At 69.9% G+C, this 24,232-nt stretch carries 22 protein-coding genes and 2 riboswitches; of the genes, 9 read left to right on the top strand and 13 right to left on the bottom strand.

Features of this window, described 5'->3' with window-relative positions; genetic code table 11:
• Positions 1-40: 40 nt before the first annotated feature.
• A complete protein-coding gene (locus tag K2W61_RS18050; RefSeq protein WP_175140554.1) occupies positions 41-1,081 on the bottom strand; it encodes a transporter in 1,041 nt (346 codons plus the stop codon).
• 119 nt (positions 1,082-1,200) lie between these two features.
• Here K2W61_RS18050 and K2W61_RS18055 point away from each other — a divergent pair, with 119 nt between their 5' ends.
• The gene (locus tag K2W61_RS18055; protein WP_236756242.1) at positions 1,201-2,016 is read left to right on the top strand and encodes a DinB family protein; all 816 of its coding nucleotides are present in this window, start codon (positions 1,201-1,203) and stop codon (positions 2,014-2,016) included.
• A 65-nt stretch (positions 2,017-2,081) separates the two neighbouring features.
• Here K2W61_RS18055 and K2W61_RS18060 read toward each other — a convergent pair whose 3' ends face one another.
• Positions 2,082-2,528 (bottom strand): SRPBCC family protein, encoded by a 447-nt coding sequence (locus K2W61_RS18060; protein WP_175135713.1) that lies wholly within the window; start codon positions 2,526-2,528, stop codon positions 2,082-2,084.
• A 109-nt stretch (positions 2,529-2,637) separates the two neighbouring features.
• Positions 2,638-4,341 carry an NAD(P)H dependent flavin oxidoreductase family protein gene (locus K2W61_RS18065; RefSeq protein WP_236756243.1) on the bottom strand — a complete coding sequence of 568 codons (1,704 nt, stop codon included), beginning with the start codon at positions 4,339-4,341 and terminating at the stop codon, positions 2,638-2,640.
• 81 nt (positions 4,342-4,422) lie between these two features.
• Between K2W61_RS18065 and pdxR the strand changes: the two genes are divergently transcribed.
• The 4 genes from pdxR to K2W61_RS18085 all read left to right on the top strand — a co-directional run bounded on the left by pdxR (position 4,423) and on the right by K2W61_RS18085 (position 8,670).
• Positions 4,423-5,937, top strand: coding sequence for a MocR-like pyridoxine biosynthesis transcription factor PdxR (gene pdxR / locus K2W61_RS18070; RefSeq protein WP_236756244.1), 1,515 nt, complete (start codon positions 4,423-4,425; stop codon positions 5,935-5,937).
• 60 nt (positions 5,938-5,997) lie between these two features.
• Complete coding sequence (locus K2W61_RS18075) at positions 5,998-6,786, top strand: PhzF family phenazine biosynthesis protein (RefSeq protein WP_175135716.1); 789 nt, start codon at positions 5,998-6,000, stop codon at positions 6,784-6,786.
• Between the two features lie 144 nt (positions 6,787-6,930).
• Positions 6,931-7,674: a sulfite exporter TauE/SafE family protein gene (locus tag K2W61_RS18080; protein ID WP_175135717.1), complete on the top strand. Its 744-nt coding sequence runs from the start codon at positions 6,931-6,933 to the stop codon at positions 7,672-7,674.
• A 66-nt stretch (positions 7,675-7,740) separates the two neighbouring features.
• Complete coding sequence (locus tag K2W61_RS18085; protein ID WP_236756245.1) at positions 7,741-8,670, top strand: LysR substrate-binding domain-containing protein; 930 nt, start codon at positions 7,741-7,743, stop codon at positions 8,668-8,670.
• Between the two features lie 139 nt (positions 8,671-8,809).
• Here the strand turns inward: K2W61_RS18085 and K2W61_RS18090 are convergent, their stop codons facing one another.
• The gene (locus K2W61_RS18090; RefSeq protein ID WP_236756246.1) at positions 8,810-10,039 is read right to left on the bottom strand and encodes a D-amino acid dehydrogenase; all 1,230 of its coding nucleotides are present in this window, start codon (positions 10,037-10,039) and stop codon (positions 8,810-8,812) included.
• Positions 10,040-10,083: 44 nt separating this feature from the next.
• A riboswitch (glycine riboswitch) is annotated at positions 10,084-10,170 on the bottom strand.
• A 1-nt stretch (position 10,171) separates the two neighbouring features.
• Positions 10,172-10,261: riboswitch (glycine riboswitch) on the bottom strand.
• A gap of 135 nt (positions 10,262-10,396) precedes the next feature.
• Between K2W61_RS18090 and ampC the strand changes: the two genes are divergently transcribed.
• On the top strand, positions 10,397-11,641 hold the full coding sequence (gene ampC, locus K2W61_RS18095) for a class C beta-lactamase (protein WP_236756247.1): 1,245 nt from the start codon (positions 10,397-10,399) through the stop codon (positions 11,639-11,641).
• 30 nt (positions 11,642-11,671) lie between these two features.
• Here the strand turns inward: ampC and K2W61_RS18100 are convergent, their stop codons facing one another.
• From K2W61_RS18100 to K2W61_RS18110, 3 genes are all read right to left on the bottom strand, one after another.
• Positions 11,672-12,661, bottom strand: a complete 990-nt coding sequence (locus tag K2W61_RS18100) for a 3-hydroxybutyryl-CoA dehydrogenase (protein ID WP_175135746.1) — start codon at positions 12,659-12,661, stop codon at positions 11,672-11,674.
• A gap of 2 nt (positions 12,662-12,663) precedes the next feature.
• Positions 12,664-13,761 carry an NAD/NADP-dependent octopine/nopaline dehydrogenase family protein gene (locus tag K2W61_RS18105; RefSeq protein ID WP_175135742.1) on the bottom strand — a complete coding sequence of 366 codons (1,098 nt, stop codon included), beginning with the start codon at positions 13,759-13,761 and terminating at the stop codon, positions 12,664-12,666.
• A gap of 109 nt (positions 13,762-13,870) precedes the next feature.
• A complete protein-coding gene (locus K2W61_RS18110; protein WP_175140559.1) occupies positions 13,871-14,863 on the bottom strand; it encodes an AraC-like ligand-binding domain-containing protein in 993 nt (330 codons plus the stop codon).
• Between the two features lie 162 nt (positions 14,864-15,025).
• Here K2W61_RS18110 and K2W61_RS18115 point away from each other — a divergent pair, with 162 nt between their 5' ends.
• Together K2W61_RS18115 and K2W61_RS18120 are read left to right on the top strand one after the other, a co-directional pair.
• The gene (locus K2W61_RS18115; protein ID WP_236756248.1) at positions 15,026-16,432 is read left to right on the top strand and encodes a spinster family MFS transporter; all 1,407 of its coding nucleotides are present in this window, start codon (positions 15,026-15,028) and stop codon (positions 16,430-16,432) included.
• 91 nt (positions 16,433-16,523) lie between these two features.
• A complete protein-coding gene (locus tag K2W61_RS18120; protein ID WP_236756249.1) occupies positions 16,524-16,949 on the top strand; it encodes a CopD family protein in 426 nt (141 codons plus the stop codon).
• Between the two features lie 36 nt (positions 16,950-16,985).
• Here K2W61_RS18120 and K2W61_RS18125 read toward each other — a convergent pair whose 3' ends face one another.
• Both K2W61_RS18125 and K2W61_RS18130 read right to left on the bottom strand, forming a co-directional pair.
• Positions 16,986-18,062: a hypothetical protein gene (locus K2W61_RS18125; protein WP_236756250.1), complete on the bottom strand. Its 1,077-nt coding sequence runs from the start codon at positions 18,060-18,062 to the stop codon at positions 16,986-16,988.
• Positions 18,063-18,114: 52 nt separating this feature from the next.
• On the bottom strand, positions 18,115-18,558 hold the full coding sequence (locus tag K2W61_RS18130) for a hypothetical protein (RefSeq protein ID WP_175135737.1): 444 nt from the start codon (positions 18,556-18,558) through the stop codon (positions 18,115-18,117).
• 218 nt (positions 18,559-18,776) lie between these two features.
• Between K2W61_RS18130 and ppk2 the strand changes: the two genes are divergently transcribed.
• Complete coding sequence (gene ppk2, locus K2W61_RS18135; RefSeq protein ID WP_175135736.1) at positions 18,777-20,009, top strand: polyphosphate kinase 2; 1,233 nt, start codon at positions 18,777-18,779, stop codon at positions 20,007-20,009.
• A 22-nt stretch (positions 20,010-20,031) separates the two neighbouring features.
• Here the strand turns inward: ppk2 and K2W61_RS18140 are convergent, their stop codons facing one another.
• The 4 genes from K2W61_RS18140 to K2W61_RS18155 form a co-directional block, all read right to left on the bottom strand.
• Positions 20,032-20,412, bottom strand: coding sequence for an RNA-binding S4 domain-containing protein (locus tag K2W61_RS18140; protein WP_175135735.1), 381 nt, complete (start codon positions 20,410-20,412; stop codon positions 20,032-20,034).
• Between the two features lie 50 nt (positions 20,413-20,462).
• A complete protein-coding gene (locus K2W61_RS18145; RefSeq protein WP_236756251.1) occupies positions 20,463-22,157 on the bottom strand; it encodes a putative bifunctional diguanylate cyclase/phosphodiesterase in 1,695 nt (564 codons plus the stop codon).
• A gap of 134 nt (positions 22,158-22,291) precedes the next feature.
• The gene (locus K2W61_RS18150) at positions 22,292-23,281 is read right to left on the bottom strand and encodes a tripartite tricarboxylate transporter substrate binding protein (protein WP_175135734.1); all 990 of its coding nucleotides are present in this window, start codon (positions 23,279-23,281) and stop codon (positions 22,292-22,294) included.
• A complete protein-coding gene (locus tag K2W61_RS18155; protein WP_236756253.1) occupies positions 23,278-24,141 on the bottom strand; it encodes an amidohydrolase family protein in 864 nt (287 codons plus the stop codon). The genes K2W61_RS18150 and K2W61_RS18155 overlap by 4 nt, the downstream gene beginning before the upstream one ends.
• Positions 24,142-24,232: the final 91 nt, after the last annotated feature.

The following is a 24,232-nucleotide window of genomic DNA, read 5'->3' on the forward strand; positions in this document are numbered from 1 at the left end:
GGACGCCCGCCATGGCTGGCGCGGCAGGGCGCGCGGCCTTTCAGCCACGGCGGCGGCGGAATGCCAGCCAGGCGACGACCGCGGTGAACGCCGCCACCAGCACGCAGATGATCCAGAAACCATGGTGGTCGGCCGATAGCGGAATGCCGCCCACATTCATGCCGAACAGGCCGGCCATGATATTGATGGGCAGCGCCAGCACCGTCACCAATGTCAGCGTGAAGAGCGTGCGGTTGTTCTGTTCATCGAGCCGCGCCGTCATTTCCTCCTGCAGCAGCTTGATGCGTTCGACCAGGCCGGCCATGTCGCCCAGCACCACCGAGAATTCCTCGGTCGATTCGCGCAGTTCCTGCACGTCGCGCGGACGCAGCCACGCCGGCGGACGCGCCAGCAGGCGGAACACCGAGCCAGGTTCCGGCGCCAGCATGCGCTGCAGGCGCACCAGTACGCGCCGGGTGGCCGCCAGATCGAGCCGGCCCGGGCCGCCGCGCGCGGCCAGGAAGTGGTCCTCGATGTCATCGACATCGACGCTGGCCTTGCGCACGATCTCCATCATCAGGTCGGCCTGGTCGCGCATCAGGTGGGTCAACAACTCGGCTGGCGAACCGAATGGCTCGCCCCGCCGCACATGCTCGCGCAGGCGGTCCAGCGAACGCAGCGGCTTGCGCCGCAGCGTGACCAGCAGCTTGCGATGGGCGCAGGCCCACAGCGTCGAGACCTGCGCCGGGGTGCGGTCGAAATCGAAGATCACGTCGTTGAACACCGCCACCAGCGTGCCCTCGTGCTGCTCGATGCGGGTCGAATGGGCGTGCCCGCCCAGCATGCCGATGAAGGTGTCGGGCAGGTCCAGGTGCGCCTGCAGCCAGCGCACGCAGCCGGCTTGCGACAGGTTCAGGTGCAGCCACAGGAAGGCGTCCTCGTCGTCGCCGTCACTGGCGCAGGCTTCGGCGGCGCGCGCCAGCAGGCCGGCGACCGCGGGCGCGGCGATCTCGGCGGCGGGGCCGCCGCCGGCGAAGCGGAACGCGCAGATCAGGCCGGAGATATCGGTTTGGTAGTCGGCCGCTGCCGCTGGGGTGGTCATGATGCGCGATGGTGACGCGCCAATGTGACCGTTCTGCGACAGGGCGGGCGTGGGGCCACGCTTGACGGGCGGGCGGTCTATAACGTATCGTTTTGCGCTGTTATTAGGCCAAGATTGTCATGCACTCCCGTTTCGACCAGTTCCGCGCCACCCCCCTGGGCCAGCAGCTCGAGGCGCTCATCGACGACCCCGCGCGCTATCCCGAATACGCGGCGCTGTCGCGGGTCGGCGTGGCCGCCGTTGCCGCCATCGCTGACGACATCCAGGAAAGATTCCCCGAGGTGGCGCAAGACACGACCGCGCGCCAGTTCTGCGGCGCGCTGGTGGCCGACCGCATGCGGCGCCACGGCCACGAGGTGGTGCAGGCGCGCGGCCGCATCGGCGGCGCGGTCTTCAGCTATGGCGCGGTGTTCAGCGCGCGGCCCGTGGTGCTGCCGTTCGCCGAGGTCATCGCCAGCCTGGCGCGCATGCCGGAAGCGCTGGCCGCGCGCATGGCGGCCATCGACCCGGCCTGGCGCGGCCGGCGGCCCGCCGGCAGCGGTTTTTCGATGACCGAGCATGTTTGTCACCTGCGCGACCTGGACAGCGTCTTCGCGCAGCGCATCGACGTCATCCGCACCGCGCCGCTGCCCGTCATCGCTTCGGTTGACGGCACCGCCCTGGCGGCCGAGCGCGCCTACCAGGAGCAGAACCCCGAACTCGCCCTGGCCGCGTTCCGCCGCGGCCGCCAGCGCCTGTGCGCCACGCTGCGCCAGCTCGATGCGGCCGCGCTGGCCCGCTGCGGCCTGCGCGATGGCCTGCACCGCATGACCCTGGATCAGATCGTGCGTGAACTGCTCGACCACGACCGCACCCACTGCCTGGAGCTGGAGGAACTGGCCGCCGAACTGGCGCAGGAGGCCGGGCCGGCGGGCGCCGGCAATCCCGCCGCCTGACGCCATGGGGCGGACAATGCCGCGCCGGTTGCGCGGGATCGGCATGGGCGGGCGCGCCGCCGGCCTCAGTCGGGAATCTGCGGCTCGACCAGCCGCATCAGCTGGGCCAGCGATTCCTGCCAACCCAGATAGCACATCTCCGGCGGAATCACCGCCGGAATGTTCTCCTGCACCACCGTCATCTCGGTGCCGCAGGACACCTTGCGCAGCGTGATGGTGGTCTGCATCCGGCCAGGCAGGTTCGGATCGTCGAATTCGTCGCTGTAGCGGATCTTCGCGCCCGGCACCAATTCCAGGTATTCGCCGCCGAAGCCGTGGGCGTGGCCGGTGCCGAAATTGCGGAACGCCATGCGGTGCCGGCCGCCGACTTTGGCGTCCAGTTCGAAGACTTCGCAGGTGAAGCCGTAGGGCGGCAACCAACGCGCCACGGCGTCCGGTTCCAGGAAAGCGCGGTACACGGTGTCGGGCGCAGCGCGCAGCACGCGATGCAGGGTCACAGTGCCAGTCGTCATGATGAATCCACCTTTGAAGGGAAGTTGGGCGTACAGGGACGACGTTCGAGCTTCCCCCGGATCGACAAGGGCGGCATGGGGACAAACCCTAAGGGGCGTTCGCCGCGCCTCAAGCGATCTCCCGTAGCAGCACGTCCTCATAGAACGCGCCGATCGGCAGCGTGCGGTCGCGCACCTGGATCTCCAGCACCCAGATGCCATCGGCCGGCACGAATTCAGCCTGCGCCAGCCGGTGCCTGCCGTACAGCGCGTGCGGAAAATCCGCCACCCGGTGGCCCGGCACCTCGCGCACCAGCTCGCACCCATAATCGCGCGCGTAGGCCTCGGCGCGGTCGTACAGGGCCGCGCCGGTCAGCCCCCGCAGCCAGTCCTCGCGCGTGCGCCGGAACACCTGGCGCGCGGCTTCGGCGCAGCGCTGGCGGTCGGCATCCGCGCCCAGCACGAAGGTGTCGCCATAGTCGCCCTCATAGCCGTCCCATACCGGGCCGATATCCACCACGAATACGTCATCGTCGCGCAGCCGGCGCTGGAAGTCGGTGGGCTGCACCGCTGGCGACTGCGAGTCGGGGCCGAAGCGCACGTAGGTCGGATGCCAGTTGTGCGAGGCGCCCATGCGGCGCAGGTGGGCGTCGGCGGCCATGACCGCCTCGCGCGTGGTCATGCCGGGCCGCAGCAGCGCGGCGATCTCGCGCACCGCATCGCGTGAACGGCGGCGCGCGTCGAGGATGCCGTCCAGGCTGAAGCGCTGGCCGACCTGTTCCCAAGGATGGGCCGGGGCCGGCGCGACGCGCTTGCCAGGCAGGTCCCGCGCCGGCACGAAGGCCTCGGACACGAAGCAGTCCGGCGGCAGGCCGGCCGCGCACAACCGGTCGCGCGCCGCGCGTACCATGGCCGGGTTGCCACAGGCGTAGGCGACCGTGCGCGGCCAGTCATGGTCCGCTGCCAGGGCGGCGTCCTGCACGTGCCAGGCGGGCGCGGCGGCGGCCCGCGACAGCACCGCCTGCCATTGGAAACCGCTGTGCTTGCCCTGCAAGGCGTTGAGCAGCGGGCCCGCGTAGCAGTCGTCCGCGTCGCGGCCGCCCCAGTAGAGCGTGACGCGCTTGATGCGCGGGTCCTGCAATGCCGCCATCATGATCGGGTGGACGCCGGCATAGCCGGTGCCCGTGGCCAGCAGCACCAGGGATTCGACCGCCCCGGGCCAGCCTTGCGCCGGCCAGACACAGGCGCCATGCGGACCCGCCAGGGTCAGCGTGTCGCCGGGCATCAGGCGCGGCAGCACCCGTTCGGTGAATCCGCCGCCGGGCATGCGCCGGATATGGAATTCGAGCCGGGTGGGGCCGGCCGCGGCCGGCACGCTGGCGATGGAGAACGGACGCTCGCCGCCATCTTCCATCAGGAAGCGCACATGCTGTCCGGCCTGCCAGGTGAAGGCCCCGGCAGTGTCGTGGGGCGCCACGATCAATTGGGTCACGTCAGCGGTCAGCGGCGCCCGCGACAGCACCGTCGCCGGATAGTGGCGCGCCGTTCGCGCCGGCGCCTGCCAGTGCGGAAAGCGCAGCGTCAGGTCGCCGGCCGCGCGGCACTGGCACATCAACAATTCGTCGGCGGCGGTGACATAGGTGCGCTCGGTGGGCGGCGCGAGGCGGGCGTAGGCGCCGCCGGCGACCTGGGCGCGGCACGAACCGCACTCGCCGCGCTGGCAGGAAAACGGCACGGCCACGCCCTGGGCCAGCGCGGCCTCCAGGATCGAGGCGCTGCCATCGCTGGTGAAGCAGCCGTGCTCGAGGGTGATGGTGTGGGCGGGCGTGGACATGGCGCGATTCCGTTGGCGTGCCCGAGGGGGCGATGGGGCCAATGTAGCGATAGAATGGCCTGACGAAATAGGGCCATTTCTATGAACCAGACCAAGCCACTTTCGCGCGATGCCCGCCAGGAGGCCAGCCTGGACCTGCCAGTCGATCCGCCGCGTCCGGACGAATCCAAGCAGTCCTGGGTGTATCGGCAGATCCGCGAACGCATCCTGCGCGGCGTCCTGCCCTCGGGCGGGCGGCTGCCTTCCACCCGCAGTCTGGCGGCGCGCTGGCATGTCGCCCGTTCCACCGTCGAGGCCGCCTACGACCAGTTGCGCGGCGAAGGCTACACCGCCGGCGCGGTCGGCTCGGGCACCTATGTGGCAGCGGTCATCCCGGACAATTTCTTCCGCCACGGACTGCCGGGCGATATGGCCATGGCGCCCGCCGCGGCCGGCGCGCCGCCCGCATCGGGCCGCGCGCCGCGCTTGGCCCCGGATGGCGACCATTCGGTTCCCCCCTTGCGGCACGAACCGCCTTTCACCGCGCGCGGCGCCGACGCTTCGCTGTTTCCCATGGCGGCCTGGCGCCAGGGCCTGCAGGCCAGCGCCCGGCGGGTCACGGCGGCGCAACTGGCGCGCGAGGATCCACAGGGCTGGTATCCCCTGCGCGAACAGATCGCGCGGTATCTCGGGGCGGCGCGCGGCATTGCCTGCGATGCCGATCAGGTGGTGGTGCTGACCGGCATCCGCGACGGTCTCGACCTCAGCGCGCGCCTTTTGCTCACGCCGCGCGACAAGGTGCTGGTGGAAGATCCCGGCTATCTCAACGCCATGCCGCTGTTCAGCCAGTACACGCGGCGCGTGGTGCCGGTGGCCATCGATCCGCACGGGTTTTCGGTGGCGCGCGCTCGCCGCCATCACGGCGTCAGGCTGGTGCACGTGACGCCGGCGCACCAGTCGCCCACCGGCATCACCATGCCGGTATCGCGCCGCCTGGAGCTGCTGGACTGGGCCGCGCAGGCTGGCTGCTGGATCCTGGACGACGACTACGACAGCGAATTCAACTACGACGGCGCCCCGCTGGCGGCCCTGAAAAGCCTGGACCGCGCCGACCGCGTGATCCACTGCGGCAGCTTCAACAAGACCCTGTTCAACGCCCTGCGCATCGGCTATGCGGTGCTGCCCCGGCCGCTGGTGGCGGACTTCGCCCGCGCCCGTTACCTGACGGGGCGCTCCAGCAGCATCGTCGAGCAGATGACGCTGGCGGCGTTCCTGGAGGACGGCGGCTTTGCGCGCCACGTGCGGCGGGCGCGGCCGGTCTACGCGCAGCGGCGCGACCGGGTGCTGCGCATGTTGCGCCAGGCGGTGGGCGCGGCGCCGCTGCGCGTCAGCGGCGAACAGGCGGGCTTTCACCTGGTGTGGTGGCCGCCGCCCGGCATCGACGTGGCGGCCTTGCTGGCGCGGGCGCGCACGCTGGGCCTGGGCCTGCAGCCGGTCGCGGAATTCTGCCGGTGCGTATCCTGGCCGACGGGCGTGGTGATCGGATACAGCGCGCGCCAGGAGGCGGACCTGGACCGCCTGGAGGCGCTGCTGCGGGAAGTCGCCGGCGTTTCGTAGCAAAATGCGGCATGGCGGCGCCGAGCCGCCGCTCATACCCGCTCGTTTCCAGGATTCCGCATGCCGCAACTCGATCTCTACCAGGTAGACGCCTTTTCCGCCGCGCCCTTCGGCGGCAACCCCGCCGCCGTGGTGCCGCTGGCGGCGTGGCTGCCGGACGCCACGCTGCAACGCATCGCCGAAGAGAACAACCTGTCCGAGACCGCCTACGTCGTGCGCCGCGGCGACATCCACGAGCTGCGCTGGTTCACGCCAGCGGTCGAGGTCGACCTGTGCGGCCACGCGACCCTGGCGGCCGCCTGGGTGCTGTTCGAGCAACTGGGCGCCAAAGAAGAGGTGCTGCGCTTTGCCACCCGCAGCGGCGAACTGCGGGTCAGCCGCGCCGGTGACGGGCTGGCGATGGACTTTCCCGCCAAACAGCCGGTGGCCGAAGCCATTCCCGACGGCCTGTTGCCGGCGCTGGGCCTGCCGGCGGCGCGCGCCCTGTACCGCAGCGACGACTACCTGGTGGTGATCGACGACGAAAGCCTGATCGACGGCCTCGCGCCGGACTTCGCCGCGCTGGCGAAGTTCGACGTGCGCGGGGTGGCGGTGACGGCGCCGTCCTCCCGCTACGACTTCGTGTCGCGCTGGTTCGGCCCGCGCGTCGGCGTCAACGAAGACCCGGTCACGGGGTCGGCGCATACCTCGCTGGCGCCGTACTGGGGCGAGCGGCTGGGCAAGACGCGGCTCTCCGCCGAGCAGGGCGGGGCGCGCAAGGGCCAACTGCGCTGTGAGTTACGCGACAACGGCCGCGTCATCATCAGCGGCCAGGCCGCGCTGTACCTGCGCGGCACGATCTTCCTGTGAACCTTGCCGCCATCACCGAAAACCTATCGCGGCATCAGCACTTCAAATAGGGCCATCGCGGCGCGCGCCTAGAATCTGCCGTCACGAGATCCCGGCGGGCCGAACGGCCCGCCAGCGGACGCGACCACAAGGAGACGCAGGGCAATGGATGCGGTATGGATAGTCGCCATCGGCGCGGCCGTGGCGGGGTTCGTGCAAGGCCTGTCGGGCTTTGCTTTCGGCATGGTGTCCATGTCGTTCTGGGCCTGGGTGCTGGACCCGCGGCTGGCGGCGGCGCTGGCCGTGTTCGGCGCGCTCACCGGCCAGCTGCTGGCGGTGTTCTCGGTGCGGCGCGGCTTCAACTGGGCGCTGCTGTGGCCCTTTCTGCTGGGCGGGCTGGCCGGCATTCCGCTGGGGGTGCGGATCCTGCCGCACCTGGACATGGACTGGTTCAAGGTGGTGCTGGGCGCGCTGCTGGCGCTGTGGTGTCCGGTGATGCTGATGGCGCAGCGGCTGCCGCGCATCGGCGGCAACCGCTGGGGCGACGGCGCGGTCGGCCTGGTGGGCGGCGTGCTGGGCGGCATCGGCGGCTTCGCTGGCAGCGTGCCCACGCTTTGGTGCACCTTGCGCGGCTTCAACAAGGACACGCAGCGTGCCGTGATCCAGAACTTCAACCTGTCGATGCTGGCCGTGACCATGGCCACCTACCTGGCCACCGGCATCGTCACGCGCGACATGGCGCCCATGTTCGCGGTGGTGGCGCCGGCCATGCTGATTCCCACGCTGCTGGGCACGCGCCTGTACATCGGGATCTCGGAAGTCACGTTCCGGCGGCTGGTGCTGGGGCTGCTGACGTGTTCGGGGCTGACGCTGCTGGCGTCGTCGCTGCCGCGCCTGCTGGCGCATTGACGCCGCGTTGACCCCAACGTCGCGCCACGCTATGGTCGCCTGATCATCAAATCCGGCTTGAAGATCATGACCTCCACCCGCATGCTGCCCGGCACGCGCGCGCTGCGCACTTTCGAGGCCGCCGGCCGCCTGCTGAACTTCACCCGCGCGGCGGACGAGGTCGGCCTGACCCCCGCCGCGGTCAGTTACCAGATCAAGGAAATCGAGGACCAGCTCGGCCTGGTGCTGTTCACCCGCACCAGCCGCAGCATCCAGCTGACGCCCGCCGGCGCGGAACTGCTGCGGGCCGCCACCGACGCGCTCGACGGCCTGCGGCGCGCCGTCGGCCGCGCCCGCCGCATGGCGCGCGGCCCCGGCCACCTGCGCCTGTCGCTGGAGGCGCGTTTCGCCACCCACTGGCTGCTGCCGCGCCTGGCGCGCTGGCGCGCCGCGCATCCGGAGCTGGAGCTGAGCTTCGACATCAGCGAACAGGTACGCGATTTCGAGGCCGACGACATCGACGCCGCCATCCGCTTCGGCGCCGGCCGCTACCCGGGGGCGCGGGCCGACCGCCTGTTCGCCACGACGCTGGCGCCGGTCGCCAGCCCCGCCTTGCTCGCCAGCGGCCCGGCCATCGCCGCGCCGCAAGACCTGGCGCACTATCCCTTGTGCCATATCGACTGCGTGGTCGACGGCATGGCCTGGCCCGATTGGAAAGCCTGGATGGCCGCAGCCGGCGTTGCCGGCTTCGACGATGGCCGCAGCTTGGCCTTTCCGGATTCCAGCCACGTGGCGCAGGCGGCGCTGGACGGCAGCGCCGTGGCCCTGCTGGAACCGGCCCTGATCGAAGCCGACCTGGCCAGCGGACGGCTGGTCAGGCTGTTCGACCGCGAGGTCGGCATGGCGCCGGATTTCGCGTATTACCTGGTGTACCCGGAGGGCAGCGCCGATGATCGGCGCCTGGTGGCTTTGCGGACCTGGCTGCGGCAAGCGGCGCAGCATCTTGCCAGCGCCTGACCCGCGGGGCACGCCAGCGACAAATGGCGCCTGATGATGGGGCGCATTGGCCTGCGCGCCGGCTAGGACGTGACGTCCTGGCGATGGACGCAAACGAGGTGTGCGTACGCCGTTGCGCCGATCGCCTCATGGAACAGGTTCAAGACCGTCCCACGCCGTCCCGCACGCTCACCGCCAGCATCTGCGCCGTTGCCGCCGACAGCGTCCAACCCAGGTGCCCGTGGCCGGTGTTGTAGAACACGCCCGGCCGCTTGCCTGGTCCCACGCGCGGCATCATGTCGGGCATCATCGGCCGCAGACCGCACCACGGCACCACGCGCGCGGTGCGTACGCCGGGAAAGTGGCGGCGGGTCCAGTCCACCAGCGGCTGGATGCGTTCGGCGCGGATGTCGAGGTTGAAACCGTTGAACTCGGCGGTGCCGGCCACGCGGAAGCGGTCGCCCAGGCGGCTGGTGACGATCTTGGCGGCCTCGTCCAGCAGGCTCACGCTGGGCGCGGCGGCCTGGCTATCGGCGTCATCCAGGTGCACGCTGATCGAATAGCCCTTGACCGGATAGATGTTCAGCCGGTCGCCCAACTGCCTGGCGAACCGGCGGCTGGCGGCGCCGGCGCAGATCACGATGGCGTCGGTCTCGTGCGGCTCGCGCCGCGTGCCGTCCTCGCGCGCGACGTCCAGCACGTAGGGCCGGCCGTCGCGGCTGATGGCGCGGATGTCGGCGTCCTGCTCGAACTGCACGCCGCGGCGCACGCAGGCTCGCGCCAGCCCACTGGTGAACTTGTGGATGTCGCCGGTGGCGTCGGACGGCGTGTAGAAGCCGCCGTGGCAGGGCGTGCGCAGCGTGGGCTCGATGGCGCGGATTTCCTGCGGCGTGACCGCGTGCCGATCCAGCCCGCCTTCGCGCAGCAACGCATTGGCGCGGCGCGCGGTCTCGAAGCTGGCGGCGTCGTGGTAGATGTGCAGGATGCCGCGGCGCTCCAGGTCGAAATCGATGCCTTCTTCCTCGGCCATGGCATACAGGTGCCGGCGCGCCTCGATCGCCATGCGCGTGGTGGCGATGGTGTTCTGGCGGTAGTTGCGGATCTGCCCCATGAACTGCACCAGCCACGAATACTTGTGCCAGCTCGGGCGCGGGTTCAGCAGCAGCGGCGCGTCATGGCGGCCGAGCCAGCGCAGGCCCTTCATGATGGTGGCGGCGCTGTTCCAGACCTCGGCATTGCTGGCGGACAACTGGCCGCCGTTGGCGTAGGAAGTCTCCATGGCGGGATAGCGCTGGCGGTCGTAGACGGTGACGTCGTAGCCCAGTTTGCTCAAGGCATAGGCGGACGTGACGCCGGTGATACCGGCGCCGATGATGGCGATGCGGGGCATGATGGCTCCAGATGGCGTGGCCACGACCCGATGATCGTGGCACCCCATCTGTCTCTGTACCTGAGAGCTTCACCCGGGCGCGGCGGCGCGGGTTCCCCTTCGGTGGGCGCCAGGCGCCTCTCTCCAGATTGTCTAGACCGCGCAGTCCTGTTGCCTGAGAGTTTCCGGGGCGGTTGCTCCGTCGGCGCCCGCCACGGGGCGGGACTCTTCTGCGGGGTTTTGAATCGACGAGGTGAGGATAGCCAAAATCCGTCGCGCGCGGGACCCAGGGTTAATACCAGGGTGGTGCGGGATTGGCTCTACACTGGGCGCCGACTCCGCCGGCACGGGCCGGCCCCAGCGATAGGACGATCCCGCATGCGCGCTCCGGCAACGCCCCGCATTTCCCTGTTGATTTCCGCCCTGGTGATGGCCCTGGCGCCGGCCGCCATGCTGGCGGCGCCAGCCACGGCTTCCCCGGCCACCGCGCCGTCCAGGGCCGGTACGCCCGTAGCCGGTACGCCCGTAGCCGGTATGCCCGCCAAGGCCGATCGTGCCACGGCTGCCGTCGACGCCGCCGTCGCCGAGGTCATGCGCCAGTACGGCATCGCCGGCATGGCCATCGGCGTCAGCCACAACGGCGAGCAGCGCTTCTTCAACTATGGCGACGCCTCGCGCCAGCCGCGCCGCGCGGTCTCCAGCGACACCCTGTTCGAGCTGGGATCGATCAGCAAGACCTTCACCGTCACGCTGGCCGCCTACGCGCAGGCCAGCGGCCGTCTGTCGCTGGACGACAGCCCCGCCAAATGGCTGCCCGAACTGCAAGGCAGCGAATTCGCCAGGCTGACGCTGGTAAACCTGGCCACGCACACCGCCGGCGGCTTTCCCCTGCAAGTGCCGGGCGCGGTGCAGAACACGGCGCAACTGATGGACTACCTCAAGGCCTGGACGCCGCGGTATGCGCCTGGCACCAAGCGCACCTACGCCAACCCCAGCATCGGCATGCTGGGCGTGGTGGCCGCGAGGGCATTGGGCCAGCCCTACGTCGCGGCGCTGGAGCAGGATCTGCTTCCCAAGCTGGGTCTGCGCGACACCTACCTGGAGGTGCCGCCACGAAAAATGGCTGACTACGCCCAGGGCTACGACAAGCAGGACGCGCCGGTGCGCGTGAATCCCGGCGTGCTGGCCAACGAGGCTTATGGCGTGAAGTCCAGCGCCCGCGACATGCTGCATTTCGTCGAGATCAACCTGGGCACCGCGCCGGTCGACGCCACGCTGGGGCGCGCGATCGCCGCCACCCACACCGGCTACTACCAGTTGGGCGCGATGACGCAGGATCTGATCTGGGAGCAGTACCGCTATCCGGTGTCGGTCGACGACCTGGTGCACGGCAATTCCGCCCAGGTCGCGTTCGAGACCCTGCCGGTCAAGGCGCTGCGGCCGCCGCTGGCGCCGCAGCAGGCAGCGTGGATCAACAAGACCGGCGCCACCAATGGCTTCGGCGCCTACGTGGCGTTCGTGCCGGCGCGCAAGCTCGGCATCGTGATCCTGGCCAACCGCAACTATCCCAACGAGGCGCGGGTGCGGCTGGCGCTTCAGGTGTTGAAGACGCTGGCGCCCTGAACGCCACGGACCCGAGGCGCCGGCCGCCCTTCAGGATGCGGCGGCCGCCTTGGCGCCATCGAAGGTCGGCAGCAACCCCATGATCTCCAGCCGCGCGCACAGCTCGCCCAGCCGCCGCAGCTTGTACGCCTCCACATCCACGCCGGCATAGTCGTAGAAGCCTTGCCCTTCGCGCAGGCCGTTGCGGCCCTGTTCCATGTTGCGCTCGATGATGGGCGGCGCCGCGAAACGCGCGTCGAGCGCGCCCGACAGGTAGCGCGAGGCATAGTAGAGAATGTCGCCGCCGCCCCAGTCGATGAACTCCAGCAGGCCCAACACCGAGAAGCGCAGGCCGAAGCCCAGCCGCACGGCGGTGTCGATGTCCTCGGCGCTGGCCACGCCTTCCTCGACCATGCGCGCCGCCTCGTTCATGGCCAGCGCCTGGATGCGCGGCACGATGTAGCCGGCGGCGGGCGCGCACTGCACCGGCGTCTTGCCGGCCAGGCGCAACACCGCCAGCAGGTCCTGCAAGGCAGCCGCGGTGGTGCGCGGGCCGGGGCTCACTTCCACCAGCGGGATCAGGCAGGCGGGATTGAGCCAGTGCGCGTTCAGGAAGCGCCCCGGCTCGGGCACCATGCCGGCCAGCTCGGTGACGAGAAAAGTCGAGGTGGTGGAGGCGATCACGCTGTCGGCCGCGCAGACGCGGCCGAGCCAGTCGAAGGTCTCGCGCTTGACGTCCAGCTGTTCGGGCACGGCCTCGAACACCACGCGGGCGCGGGCCAGATCGCCGGCCGCCTCGTCGCGCGCGACCAGCCGCACCCGGCCCAGCGCGGTTTCCGCCTGGGCCGCGTCCAGCAGCCCCAGCCGCGTCAGCGTAGCCATTTCGCGCCGCAGTCCGCCCTGCACCGCGGCGAAATACTCGGCGCGGGCGGCGCGCGGCTTGATGTCGATCAGCGTCACGTCCAGCCCCGCATGGATGTACGACAGCGTGATGCCGATGCCCATGCGGCCGGCGCCGGCCACGCACAAGGTCCCGTCCATGCTCATACCCCCCGGGCCAGCAGCGCGGCCATCGTGTCGCGCGAGAACTGCGCCAGCCCCAGCGACTCCAATGTGCGGCCCTCGGCGTACAGGTCGCGGCCGGTCACGGCAGCGGCCACGTTCAACAGGCCTAGCGCCACCGGCGTGGGTACGCCGGCCCAGCGTCCCAGTGACACCAGCAACGACAGGCCCAGGCGCGTGTCCTCCAGCATGTAGCGGTGCGTGGCCAGATCGATGGCCTCGCGCCAGTCGCCGCTGTCGGTCAGTTTGCCGTGGGCGCCGCGGCCGTACATCCACTCATCGCCCGCGCTGGCGTAGTGGTCGGCCAGCGGGAAGTGCGGCGCGGCGTAGCCCAGCGCCGCGCGGATGGCGATGCGCTCGGCGTCCAGGGCGTCGGTCACGCGCCGGATCGACGGCTGCGTGCCTTCGTTGTGGATGTCCCAGCGCTCGAAGTGTTCGAGCGGACCGGCGTTCATCAGGATCAGCGGCGGATGGATCACCGGGCCGGCGTTCATCAGGGCGCCGGACAGCGCGTCCTCGACCGGCTCGATGCTGGGATAGGCCTGCGCCAGCGTCTCCAACGCCGGGCCGGCCAGCCGGCTCGGAAATACCCCGGTGGGCAGGCGCGTGGCGTAGGCGCTGATGACGACCCGGTCGCCATGCTTGCGCGCCAGGTAGGGCAGGGTGCCGGTCTCGGCGAAGGCGACCTCGGCCGGATTGCCGGCGTCGCGCAGGGCGCGGGCGAACAGGTAGCTGCCGAAGGTGCCGGGAGGCAGGAATACCACCTGGCCGTCGCGCAGGTGCGGCGCCAGCTCGGGCGCCAGCGCCGCGTGCGCGGTGGATGGCAATGGAATCACCAGCAGTTGCGCGTCTTCGGCGGCGCGGGCCAGGCCGGCCGCCAGTTCGATCTGGCCGGGCGCTTCGCCCAAGGCGATATGGCGGGTGCCGCGATAGTCGGTGACGGCCAGGGCGCCGGCGCGGCGCAGGCTGTCGAATGCCGCCGCATCGCGGCGCCACAGCCGCACCTGATGCCCTTTTTCCGCCAGGTCGGCGGCCGCCGCGTAGCAGCCGTGGCCGCCTCCAATTACCCCGATACGCATGATCAAGCTCCTTCGAGAGAGCCTTGATGCTAGCGGCGGCGCGCGCGCCGGACTGCGCGGCAGGCGCAAGCGGAATACGGAATCGGCAAGGGAATGCGCGGCGCGCGCCTCAACAGGCGCGGGCGCGGCGCCGCCTGAGCGTGTCGGACGGCAGGCAGCCGTAGCGTTTGCGGTAGTGCGTGGCGAAATGGCCGAAGCTGGTCACGCCGCAGCGCAGCAGGATGTCGGTGACACTGTCGCCGTCGCCCGCCTCGGCCAGCGCGGCGTGCGCCAGCGCCAGGCGGCGGTTGCGCAGGTAGTCGCTGGGACTTTGCTGCAGGAATTGCGTGAAGCCATTCTGTAGTGTGCGGATCGACACGCCGCAATGCGCGGCCAGCTCGGGCAGCGCGATGGGCGCGTCGATGTGGTCTTCGATGTAGTCGCGTGCGCGCCGCACGTGCAGCGGCAGCGGCTGGCGCCGGTCGGCGCGCAGCGCCTCGGAGTAGTTGTGTGGCAGCTGCATCAGCAGCAGCGAGATGAGGTAATCGGAAAAGCCCGCCGCCAGCGTCTGCGTCACCCCTTCGATGGCGGGATGCTGATACAGCCGGCACAGGTAGGCCAGCGTTTCCTGCACCGCCGCCAGGCCGGCCGAGCCGGGCGCGGCCTCCAGGTCGAACACCAGCGCCTGCTTGAGCGGGCGCTCCAGCAGCTGTTGCAACTGGCGTTCCAGCGCTTGCCGTTCGACCCGCAGGATCAGGCTGCGGCAATCCTGGCCGATGCGCAGGATGCTGCGCTCGGACGGCGACGAGATGGTCAGGCCGCCTTCGCGCAGGGCGGCGCTGCGCTTGCCCAGCGTGACCTGGCCGGCGCCTTGCAGCGTGACGCGCACCAGGTAATAGCGGGCGATGTCGCCGGCGTCGATCTCGACCTCGGCGCCATAGTGCAGGTCGAACAGCGCGGCGCTGCCGAAGAACACGCCGTACAGCCGCGATTGCAGCGGGTCGCCGCGCGCCACGCACATGCGGTGCGACCACAGGTGCTGGCTGACCTGGTCGGTGATCTCGGAGAGATTGCCCGAATTCAACAGGCAATGGCGTTGCAGCGGATAGGTATCGTGGAACATGCTTTCCTGCGCCCCGGGAATAGCCGTTGCGCGCCCGGTATAGAGCCGGCCGGCGCAAAGGCCTACAACAGATGCAGCCATCGGAATGGCGAACCAGACAGCGGGACGCCGCCGCCGCCTCGACGCGGCCGGCGCGATCCCATTGCGATACAAGGGAAAAACATGACGGGCGATACCGGAACCGACGCGGTGCAAAAGCGCTATGCCTATGAGTGGTATGTCGTCCTGATCTGCATGCTAGCGTACATATTTTCGTTCGTCGACCGGCAGATCCTGGCCCTGATGATCGAGCCCATCAAGCGCGACCTGCAGCTCTCGGACACCCAGTTCAGCCTGCTGCACGGGCTGGCTTTTTCGCTGTTCTATGCCTTCATGGGCATTCCCATCGCGCTCTTGGCCGACCGCTGGTCGCGGCCCCGCATCATCGCCATCGGCGTGGCCTTCTGGAGCCTGGCGACCGCCGCCTGCGGCCTGTCGAAGAGCTTCGGCCAGATGTTCCTGGCGCGCATCGGCGTGGGCGTGGGCGAGGCCGCGCTGTCGCCGGCCACCTATTCCATGCTCAGCGACATGTTCCCGCGCCATAAGCTTGGCCGCGCGGTCGGCATTTATTCGATCGGCTCGTTCATTGGCGGCGGCCTGGCGTTCCTGATCGGCGGCTACGTCATCGACCTGCTCAAGAGCGTCGACAGTGTGCATGTGCCCGGGGTGGGCGCGCTGCGGCCATGGCAAGTGACGTTTTTCATCGTCGGCCTGCCGGGCGTGCTGGTGGCGTTGCTGATCCTGCTGACCGTGCGCGACCCGCAGCGCAAGGGCCTGCGCCACGATGCCGGCGGCGGTGTGCGGAAACCGGCGGCTGGCGACGTGTTCCGCTTCCTGGGCCACCATCGCGGCACCTTCTGCTGTCATTACCTGGGGTTCTCGTTCTACGCCATGATCCTGTTCTGCCTGCTGGGCTGGACGCCGGCCTTCTACATGCGCAAGTTCGGCCTGTCGCCGGTGCAGGCGGGCTACATGCTGGGCACGGTGGTGCTGGTGGCCAACACCGCCGGCGTTTTCTGCGGCGGCTGGCTGATGGACTGGCTGGCGCGGCGCGGCCATGACGATGCGCCGCTGCGCGCCGGCGTCATCGGCGCGATCGGCATGGCGCTGCCGGCCGTGGCCTTTACCCAGGTGGACGGGTTGTGGCTGTCGGTGGGCCTGCTGTTGCCTGCGATGTTCTTCGCTTCGTTTCCCATGCCGACTTCCACCGCCGCCATGCAGATCCTGCCGCCCAACCAACTGCGGGCCCAGGTATCGGCGCTGTTCCTGCTGATCTCCAACCTGGTCGGGCTGGGCCTGGGCACCACGGCGGTGGCGCTGTTGACCGATCGGGTGTTCCACAATCCGGCGGCGGTCGGGCATTCCATGTCACTGCTGATCGGCGTGGCCACGCTGGCATGCATCGGCCTGCTGGCGGCCGGTTGCGGCAAGTACCGCCGCAGCCTGGCGCGGGAAGAGGGCGAGCGCGCCACGCGGGTTGTCCCGGCGCCGGCCGCGCCGGCCCGCGCGCCTGTCGGGCAGACGCCGTGATGTCCCGATGCCGGGCGCGGCCTTTGCCATCGCGCAAACTCAGGCGGGCGGTTCAGCGCTGATGCGCGCCGCTCGGGCGATAATCGCGCGCATGACCTACCAACTTCTCAAAATGCTGCATGTCGCCGCCGTGGTTGCCTGGCTGTGCGGCTCCCTGTTCGTGTCGCTGTTCCTGCTGTCGTCGCAACCGCCCGACAGCGACGAGGCGCCCAAGGAACGCAAGATGCTGGGCGCGCTGCGCCGCTGGACCCTGTGCGTGACCACGCCGGCGATGGTGCTGGCCTGGCTGGTCGGGTTGCATCTGGCGGTGACGTTCGGCTGGTTCGCCATGACCTGGATCTGGATCAAGATCGCGCTGGCGCTGACGCTGTCGGCCTTGCTCGGGGTGCAGAGCGCGGCGCTGCGGCGCCAGGCGCAAGGCAGCGCCCGGCGCGCGCCGTTGGTGGACCTGTACGCGCCGTTCACCGTGATCGCGGCGGCGGTGATCGTGACGCTGGTGGTGGTCAAGCCATTCTGAACGAATGTTCCGGGCCGCGCCGCCGCGCCGTCCGCGTCAGCGCAGCGCCGACATCAGGCTGTCGAATTGCTGCGCTTCCAGCCGCGCGCGTTCCGCGGTCAACTGGCGCACGGCCAGTTGATGGGCGCGGAAGCGGTCGAGCAGGCTGTCGCGATCGAACACGATCTCGTTGCCCGCCACGCGCCACGAGCGGCGGTTGTCGTCGAGCAGGTTGATCATCTGCGCGTACTGGTCCAGCATCTGGCGCTCCAGTTCCCAGTTGCGCGCCAGCGAGGCCTTCTGCCGCGGCCGCGCCTTGATCGCGCCCTCGACCATCTGGTTCTTCTGCTGCTCGCTCAGATCGAGCGAACGGAGGATGGCGGGCACGTCCGCCAGCAGCCGCTGGTTTTGCTGGCTGTATTTCTGCACCACGTGTTGCGCTTGCTCCAGGATCAGCCGGCTCTCGATCAGGCCGCGGTCGCGCGCGAGCCGGTTGGGGATGAACAGCTCGGACAGCCGCGCCTCGTCCAGTTCGGTCACGTAGGCGCGGTACTGCGCCACGTGCTGGCGCAGGATGATCTTCATGCCGCGCTCGATTTCGCCGTACATGCCATGGGCCTTGGGCGTGGTGTCGATGTCCGGTATATCGCCGGGCGGATTGTCGGGCGCGTCGAGCACCGCGCGCATCCATTCGCCGGTGCGGCGGAGCTCGGCCATGGCGGTCGCCCTTTGCGCGTCGCGATAGGCGCCCAGGCCGGCCAGGACGGCGCCCGCCACCAGCAGCACCAGGCCGGTGGCGAACGCGATGCGCATGCGGTGCAGCGGCGTGCGCAGGCGCTTGAACGGCGACAGCGCCAGGATCGCGACGATGGCCGGCAACAGCAGCATCAGCGCGCAGCCGATCGCGGCGCCGATCCGGTAGCTGAGCGTTTCGGCGGCGTCGCCCGGCGCCGGCGTGTTGCGGCCGCTGAGGACCAGCAGGGCCAGCCACAAGCCGATGTACAGGAACCCGGTGGCGGCGCGCAGCGCGGGGCTGGGCCGTGGCGCTGCGGGGCGAGCGGGGCGAGCGGGGGGCGCGAAGATCGGCGTGTCGGCGCCCGGCGGACTCAGGGTGGGTTCTCTACGCGTGTCCACGATGGGCGGCGATAATGAAATATTTGGTATTGGATGTTACAGTGCGGGCGTATCAGGCGCAATGCGGCTCACGCTTCCAGATTATCCATTCGCCTTCGCCGGCGAAGTGGCGCGGGCCTTGCGCGATGGCCGCCAGCCCCGCGCGCAGCGCGCGCGGGTCCCGGTCCGGCATGTGCCGCAGCAGGGCCGCCGGCAAGGCATCGGGGTCGAGGTGCTCCAGGCTGAACTCCACCGCCATCAGCGTGCCCGCGTCGCGTACCCGGATGTACCAGAGGCTCTCCATGTAGTCGCCGTACCATGGGTCCGGAAACAGCGCCGGCGTGAAGCGCAAGCCGAATTCGCAGATGTCGTTCCAGGGCCAGGACTGGCGCCGGCCGCCCGCGCCATCCGGGCCGAGCGCGCGGGTGAAGCCGGCTTCGTCGAAGCGGATGGTTTCGGCATAGGGATCGGGCGGGACGGGCGGACCGGCGAACAGGCGTCTGAGCAGCGACCACATAGGGCAGAAGGGGCAACGTCGATGGCTGCAGTGTAGCGGCGGCCATGGCGTCCCGGCAGGCGCTGCGCAAGAGAGATTGCCGCAAGATTGTTACAAGCATTGATACACATCAATCCTGTGCGTCGCGGTGCGCGTTAGGGTTGAGGTTTTTCCTGACGGGTCGCCGGCGACTGCCTGGCCATCCGGCATCGCCCCCACGCGCAGCAAGGACAGTACTGATGACAGACAAGACCCCGCAAGTTTCCGAGCAGAACCCGGCCGCCGACGGCCAGGCCGCGACGCGTCCGCAACGTCCCGCCAAGCGCACCGCCCGCGCGGCGCGGTCCAGCGCGTCCGGCGCCGCCAAGGCCGGCCAGGCGGCAGTGGCCGCCAATGGCGCCACCGCCGCGCGCCGGCCCGCGGCTGGCACCGCCTCGCCCGCCGCCATGCCCGCCATCGAGCCAGCCATCCAGGCGCACAAGCGCGTCAATGCGCGCGCGACCGCGGCGCGCCAGGAAACCACCGCGGTGCTGGCCGACATCGCCCGCCGCTATCGGGTCGGCGACTCCGGCGAGGCGCACGCGGCGTTGCGCTCGGTGATCGAGGAACTGTCGCCCGATGACGCGATCGCGGTGCAGCGCGCGCTGCTCGAAGCCAACGCGCAGGCCGGCGGCGCCCGCCGTAATCCCGACGAGGAACTGGCGACCGACTGGCGCGAAGGCATTTATCCCTACCGCCATCGCATGCTGCGGCGCAATTATGAAAAGCAGAAGTACGCCCTGCAGGTCGAGTTGCTGAAGCTGCAGGCCTGGGTCAAGGCCACCGGCCAGCGCGTGGTGATCCTGTTCGAGGGCCGCGACGCGGCCGGCAAGGGCGGCACCATCAAGCGCATGATGGAACACCTGAACCCGCGTGGCGCGCGCGTGGTGGCGCTGGAAAAGCCGTCCGACACCGAGCGCGGCCAATGGTATTTCCAGCGCTACGTGCAGCACCTGCCCACCGCTGGCGAGATCGTGATGTTCGACCGTTCCTGGTACAACCGCGCCGGCGTCGAACGCGTGATGGGCTTTTGCTCGCAGGACGAATACCTGCAGTTCCTGCGCCAGGTGCCCGATTTCGAGCGCCACCTGGTCACCAGCGGCATCCACCTGGTCAAGTTCTGGTTCTCGGTCAGCCAGCAGGAGCAGCGCCGCCGCTTCCTGCAGCGCAAGGTGCATCCGCTCAAGCAATGGAAGCTCAGTCCGGTGGACCTGGCCTCGCTCGACAAGTGGGACGACTACACCCGCGCCAAGGAGGCGATGTTCGCGCACACCGACACCGCCGACGCGCCCTGGATCGTGGTCAAGTCCGACTGCAAGAAGCGCGCGCGCCTGAACGCCATGCGCTACGTATTGAGCCGTCTGCCGTACGAAGGCAAGAGCGGCCTGCCGGAGCTGGCGCTGGACCCGCTGATTGTGGGAAGGGCGCTATAGCGGGCCCGCCACGCCGGCCGCCTCACTTGCCTCGCATCTGATCGATCAGGCGCCGGTCGCGCTTGGTCGGCCGGCCGGCCGCGATGTCCAGCGCCGGTTCGGGCGCCAGGCGCCGCATCTCGGCCGCGCGCGCGCGCGCAGCCACGCTTTCCGGGGTTTCCTCGTACAACTGGCGCGCCACCGGCGCCGGACCGCGCACGCCGCTGACCGCCACCACGCGCACGTGCAGCGCCGGATCTTCCTTGCGGATGCTGACCAGGTCACCCGGGCCGACCTCGCGCGCCGGCTTGGCCGGCTGGCCATTGACCTGCACCCGGCCCTTGCCGATTTCATCCACCGCCAGGCTGCGCGTCTTGTAGAAGCGCGCCGCCCAGAGCCATTTGTCGAGCCGTATCTTGTCCATTGCCGCCATCGCGATATTGCGCCATCAAGCGCACATGATAGCGGCAGGCGTCATGCCGGCGTGTCGCGCAGCAGCGCGGCGAAGGCGCTGGCGGGCAGGGCGCGGCTGAACAGGAAGCCCTGCATCGCATCGCAGCCTTCCTCGATCAGCATTTCGCGTTGCGCCTCGGTCTCCACGCCTTCGGCCAGCGTGCGCATGCCCAGCGAATGCGCCAGGCGCACCACGCCGCGGATCACGGCAGTGGCGGTGGGGACCTTGCCCAGCGCCCAGACGAACGACTGGTCGATCTTGAGCGTATCGATCGGCAGGCGCGCCAGGTAGGCCAGGCTCGAATAACCCGAGCCGAAATCGTCCAGGGACGCCGAAATGCCGGCCTCGCGCAGCGCGGCCAGGATGGCGGAGGCCTTTTCCACGTCGCTCATCAACGAATTCTCGGTGACTTCCACGTCCAGCAGCGTCGGCGGCACGCCGTGCCTGCGGGCCAGGCGCACGATGGTGTCCGCCAGATCCGGCGCCACCAGCTGGCGCGCCGACAGATTGAAGGAAATGCGCGGCACCGGCAGGCCTTCGGCCAGCCATTCGCTGATGTGCAGGCAGGTGGCGTTGGCCACCCACTCGGTCAGGGCCGGCTCCAGTGGCGAGTCCAGGAGCACGTCCAGGAACGCGGCCGGCGCCAGCAGCCCGCGGGTCGGATGACGCCAGCGCAGCAGCGCCTCGGCGCCGCACAGCGACGCGTCGTGCATGCTGATCTGCGGCTGGAAGTGCAGTTCGAACTGGTTGTTGTTCAGCGCGTCCTGGATGTCGCCGCGCAGCGACAGGCGCGCGCCCAGGCCCTGCATCAGCTCGCGATGGTAGACCCGTACCTGGAAGCGCCCGGCCGACTTGGCCGCGTACATGGCCGCGTCGGCGTAGTTCAGCAGCATTTCGGCCGATTCGCCAGGGGCATTCATCAGGGCGATGCCGATGCTGGCGCCGAGCGAGACCGAGCGGCCGTGGATATCGCTGGGCCGCGCCAGCGAATTCAGGATCGAATTGGCCAGCGCCTCGGCCGCGCGCTCGTTGGTCCCGCGCAAGACCAGCAGGAATTCGTCGCCGCCGACCCGCGCGCAGAAGATCGAGGGCGTCAGGAACCTGCGCAGGCGCTCGGCCACGTCGCACAGCAGCAGGTCGCCCTCGGCATGGCCGAAGGCGTCGTTGACTTCCTTGAAACGGTCCAGGTCCAGGAACAGCACCGCCAGCGTGGCGCCCTGCGCGGCCAGCGCGGGCTCGGCCTCGGCGATGGCGGTCGAGAGCGTGTCCATGCACTGGCGCCGGTTGGGCAGGCCGGTCAGGTAGTCGTGGTTGGCCTGGTACCTGAGCTGCGCGCTTTCCTCGCGTTCGCGCGAAACATCGCGCAACAGCACCAGCAGGCCGCCGTTATGCGGAAAGGCGCGCGCCTCGAACCAGCTCGCCAGCGGCGCATGGTAGCCGGTGTGGCTCGCGGGGCGGCCGGTCTGCAGGGCGCCGCGGCAGGCGTCGTAGTAGCCAGTCCCGACCAGCTCCGGACAGGCGTCCCACAGGCCGTGCCCGATCAGGTCGGGCCTGCTGCGTCGCAGCAGTCGTTCGGCGCCAGGGTTGAGATAACGGACACGCCAGTCGCGGTCCAGCGACAGCAGGCCGTCGGCGAGCGCGTCGAGCGTGGCGCCGTCGGCGCCGGCCGCGATGGCGGCGGCGGAGGGGGAAGCGTCGTGGCTATCGTGGTTCATCTCGTTGCGCATATCCCTGGGCACGATCAATGTGCTGTTTTATCGCATCGCTAGGCCGCCGTAAAACCAAAAAAAGCGCCCCGTGAGGCGCCCAAGACCGGCAATCCGGCGGACGGGCATGCGCCCGTCCGTTCTCAATCCATTTTCAATCCGGCTTCCTTGACCACGCGCTGCCATTTCTCGATCTCGGCGCGGCGGAAGGTGTCCAGTTCGGCCGGCGTCGAGCCGATCGGCTCGGCGCCGATGCCCGCGAGCTGCTCGGCGATCTGCGGATCCTTCAGCACCTTGGCCAGTGCCTGCGAGACCTGGTTGATGATTTCCGGCGGCGTGCCGGCGGGCGCGAACACCGCGTTCCATTCGTAGGTTTCGTAGCCGGGCACGCCCGACTCGGCGATGGTGGGCAGATCCGGCGCGGCCTTGGAGCGTTCCGAGCCGCCCACGGCCACCGCGCGCAGCTTGCCGTTCTTCACGTGTTGCCAGGCCGAGCCCATGCTGGCGAACATCACCGGCACCTGGCCCGACATGACGTCGATCATGGCCGGGCCGCCGCCCTTGTAGGCGACGTGCTGCAGCTGGGTCTTGGCCAGCAGGTTGAACAATTCGCCGGCCAGGTGCTGGGCCGAGCCGGGGCCGGCCGAGGCGAAGTAGACCGGTTCCTTGGCGCCCGGTTGGCCCAGGCGGATCAGGTCGGCCACGGTCTTGACTTCGTACGACGGCGTCACCACCAGCACGTTCGGCACGCGCAGCAGCAACGACACCGGCGCGAATGCGGTCAACGTGTCGAACTGCATCTTGGTGTGCAGCGCCGCGTTCTGCGCGTGGTTGGAGGCGTCCAGCATCAGCGTATAGCCGTCGGGCTGGGCCTTGGCGACCGCCGCGCCGCCGATCATGCCGCCGGCGCCGCCACGGTTTTCAATGACCACCGGCTGGCCCAGCTCGGCCGCCAGCTTGGGGCCGATCAGGCGGGCCACTACGTCCACCGTGCCGCCGGGCGGATAGGTCACGACCAGCGTGACGGGGCGCTCGGGATAGGCGGCGCTGGCCGCGCCTGCGGCGCCGGCCAGCATGCCGGCGGCGGCCAGCAGGCTGACGCGGCGCGCGAAGCGTTTGAACAGAGGGGTCATTGGGAGTCTCCTTGGAATTGGAATAGTCGCAATGGCGTGTCGGCCAGTACGGCGCGCCGTTGCGCGGGGTCGTCGATCCAGTCGTCCAGCCACTGCGTGGCCGCGGGGTAGGACGCCAGGTGGCGATGCTCGGTATGGGGCCAGTCGCTGCCCCACATGAGGCGGGCGGGGCCGCAGGCATTCAGCAATTGCCGCGCGGCCTCGCGGCCGGACGTGGCACAGGCCGGGCCGCTCCAGTTGCGGTAGGGGGCCGACAGCTTGACCCAGACCTGGCCGCTGGCGGCCTGCCGCAGCAGGTACTGGAAACCCGGGTCGGCCACGCCCAGCGCCGGATCGGGGCGGCCGAAGTGATCGACCACCACGCGGCAGCCGGCCCGCAGTAGGGCCGGCAGGATATCGGCCAGGCGCGCGGCCTGCAGATGGAGCTCGACATGCCAGTCGAGCGCGTTGATGCGTTCGAGCAGGTGACGCCAGTCGGGCGCGGCCAGGTCGGGCAGGGCCAGGCCGATCAGGTTCAGGCGGATGCCGACCACGCCGGCCGTGGCCAGCGCGCGCAGCGCCGCATCGTCGATGGCGGGGTCCACCACCGCCACGCCCCGCAGCCGCGCCGGCGCGGCGCGCAGCGCCTCGACCAGGTGGCTGTTGTCGGTGCCCAGGAAGCTGGGCTGCACCAGCACGCCGTGCGACAGCCCGTGCGCATCCAGCAGGCCCAGGTATTGGGCCAGCGTGGCATCGTAGTCGGGCGTGTGGCGGCGCGTGTCCGCCAGCGCCAGGCCCTGGTGAAAGACATGGGCGTGGGCGTCGACGGCGGGGCCGGTGACCGGTGGGGGCAAGGCTGTCTCCTGCGAGGTGCTGTGCATGCCCCAACGGGGTGCGCAGCTGTCGGGTTCTATGAGCGGGATTCTAGGCAGAAGGGGTATAGTTTTCTATTCTGTGAAACTGCTTTATTCA

Source organism: Achromobacter pulmonis, assembly GCF_021733725.1.
Taxonomy (GTDB): domain Bacteria; phylum Pseudomonadota; class Gammaproteobacteria; order Burkholderiales; family Burkholderiaceae_B; genus Achromobacter; species Achromobacter pulmonis.

What these genes read in the sequence shown, in the direction of transcription:
- K2W61_RS18050 (WP_175140554.1), bottom strand. Translation starts at nt 1,081, where the DNA reads ATGACCACCCCAGCGGCAGCGGCCGACTACCAAACCGATATCTCCGGC.
- K2W61_RS18055 (WP_236756242.1), top strand. Translation starts at nt 1,201, where the DNA reads ATGCACTCCCGTTTCGACCAGTTCCGCGCCACCCCCCTGGGCCAGCAG.
- K2W61_RS18060 (WP_175135713.1), bottom strand. Translation starts at nt 2,528, where the DNA reads ATGACGACTGGCACTGTGACCCTGCATCGCGTGCTGCGCGCTGCGCCC.
- K2W61_RS18065 (WP_236756243.1), bottom strand. Translation starts at nt 4,341, where the DNA reads ATGTCCACGCCCGCCCACACCATCACCCTCGAGCACGGCTGCTTCACC.
- pdxR (WP_236756244.1), top strand. Translation starts at nt 4,423, where the DNA reads ATGAACCAGACCAAGCCACTTTCGCGCGATGCCCGCCAGGAGGCCAGC.
- K2W61_RS18075 (WP_175135716.1), top strand. Translation starts at nt 5,998, where the DNA reads ATGCCGCAACTCGATCTCTACCAGGTAGACGCCTTTTCCGCCGCGCCC.
- K2W61_RS18080 (WP_175135717.1), top strand. Translation starts at nt 6,931, where the DNA reads ATGGATGCGGTATGGATAGTCGCCATCGGCGCGGCCGTGGCGGGGTTC.
- K2W61_RS18085 (WP_236756245.1), top strand. Translation starts at nt 7,741, where the DNA reads ATGACCTCCACCCGCATGCTGCCCGGCACGCGCGCGCTGCGCACTTTC.
- K2W61_RS18090 (WP_236756246.1), bottom strand. Translation starts at nt 10,039, where the DNA reads ATGCCCCGCATCGCCATCATCGGCGCCGGTATCACCGGCGTCACGTCC.
- ampC (WP_236756247.1), top strand. Translation starts at nt 10,397, where the DNA reads ATGCGCGCTCCGGCAACGCCCCGCATTTCCCTGTTGATTTCCGCCCTG.
- K2W61_RS18100 (WP_175135746.1), bottom strand. Translation starts at nt 12,661, where the DNA reads ATGGACGGGACCTTGTGCGTGGCCGGCGCCGGCCGCATGGGCATCGGC.
- K2W61_RS18105 (WP_175135742.1), bottom strand. Translation starts at nt 13,761, where the DNA reads ATGCGTATCGGGGTAATTGGAGGCGGCCACGGCTGCTACGCGGCGGCC.
- K2W61_RS18110 (WP_175140559.1), bottom strand. Translation starts at nt 14,863, where the DNA reads ATGTTCCACGATACCTATCCGCTGCAACGCCATTGCCTGTTGAATTCG.
- K2W61_RS18115 (WP_236756248.1), top strand. Translation starts at nt 15,026, where the DNA reads ATGACGGGCGATACCGGAACCGACGCGGTGCAAAAGCGCTATGCCTAT.
- K2W61_RS18120 (WP_236756249.1), top strand. Translation starts at nt 16,524, where the DNA reads ATGACCTACCAACTTCTCAAAATGCTGCATGTCGCCGCCGTGGTTGCC.
- K2W61_RS18130 (WP_175135737.1), bottom strand. Translation starts at nt 18,558, where the DNA reads ATGTGGTCGCTGCTCAGACGCCTGTTCGCCGGTCCGCCCGTCCCGCCC.
- ppk2 (WP_175135736.1), top strand. Translation starts at nt 18,777, where the DNA reads ATGACAGACAAGACCCCGCAAGTTTCCGAGCAGAACCCGGCCGCCGAC.
- K2W61_RS18140 (WP_175135735.1), bottom strand. Translation starts at nt 20,412, where the DNA reads ATGGACAAGATACGGCTCGACAAATGGCTCTGGGCGGCGCGCTTCTAC.
- K2W61_RS18145 (WP_236756251.1), bottom strand. Translation starts at nt 22,157, where the DNA reads ATGAACCACGATAGCCACGACGCTTCCCCCTCCGCCGCCGCCATCGCG.
- K2W61_RS18150 (WP_175135734.1), bottom strand. Translation starts at nt 23,281, where the DNA reads ATGACCCCTCTGTTCAAACGCTTCGCGCGCCGCGTCAGCCTGCTGGCC.
- K2W61_RS18155 (WP_236756253.1), bottom strand. Translation starts at nt 24,141, where the DNA reads ATGCACAGCACCTCGCAGGAGACAGCCTTGCCCCCACCGGTCACCGGC.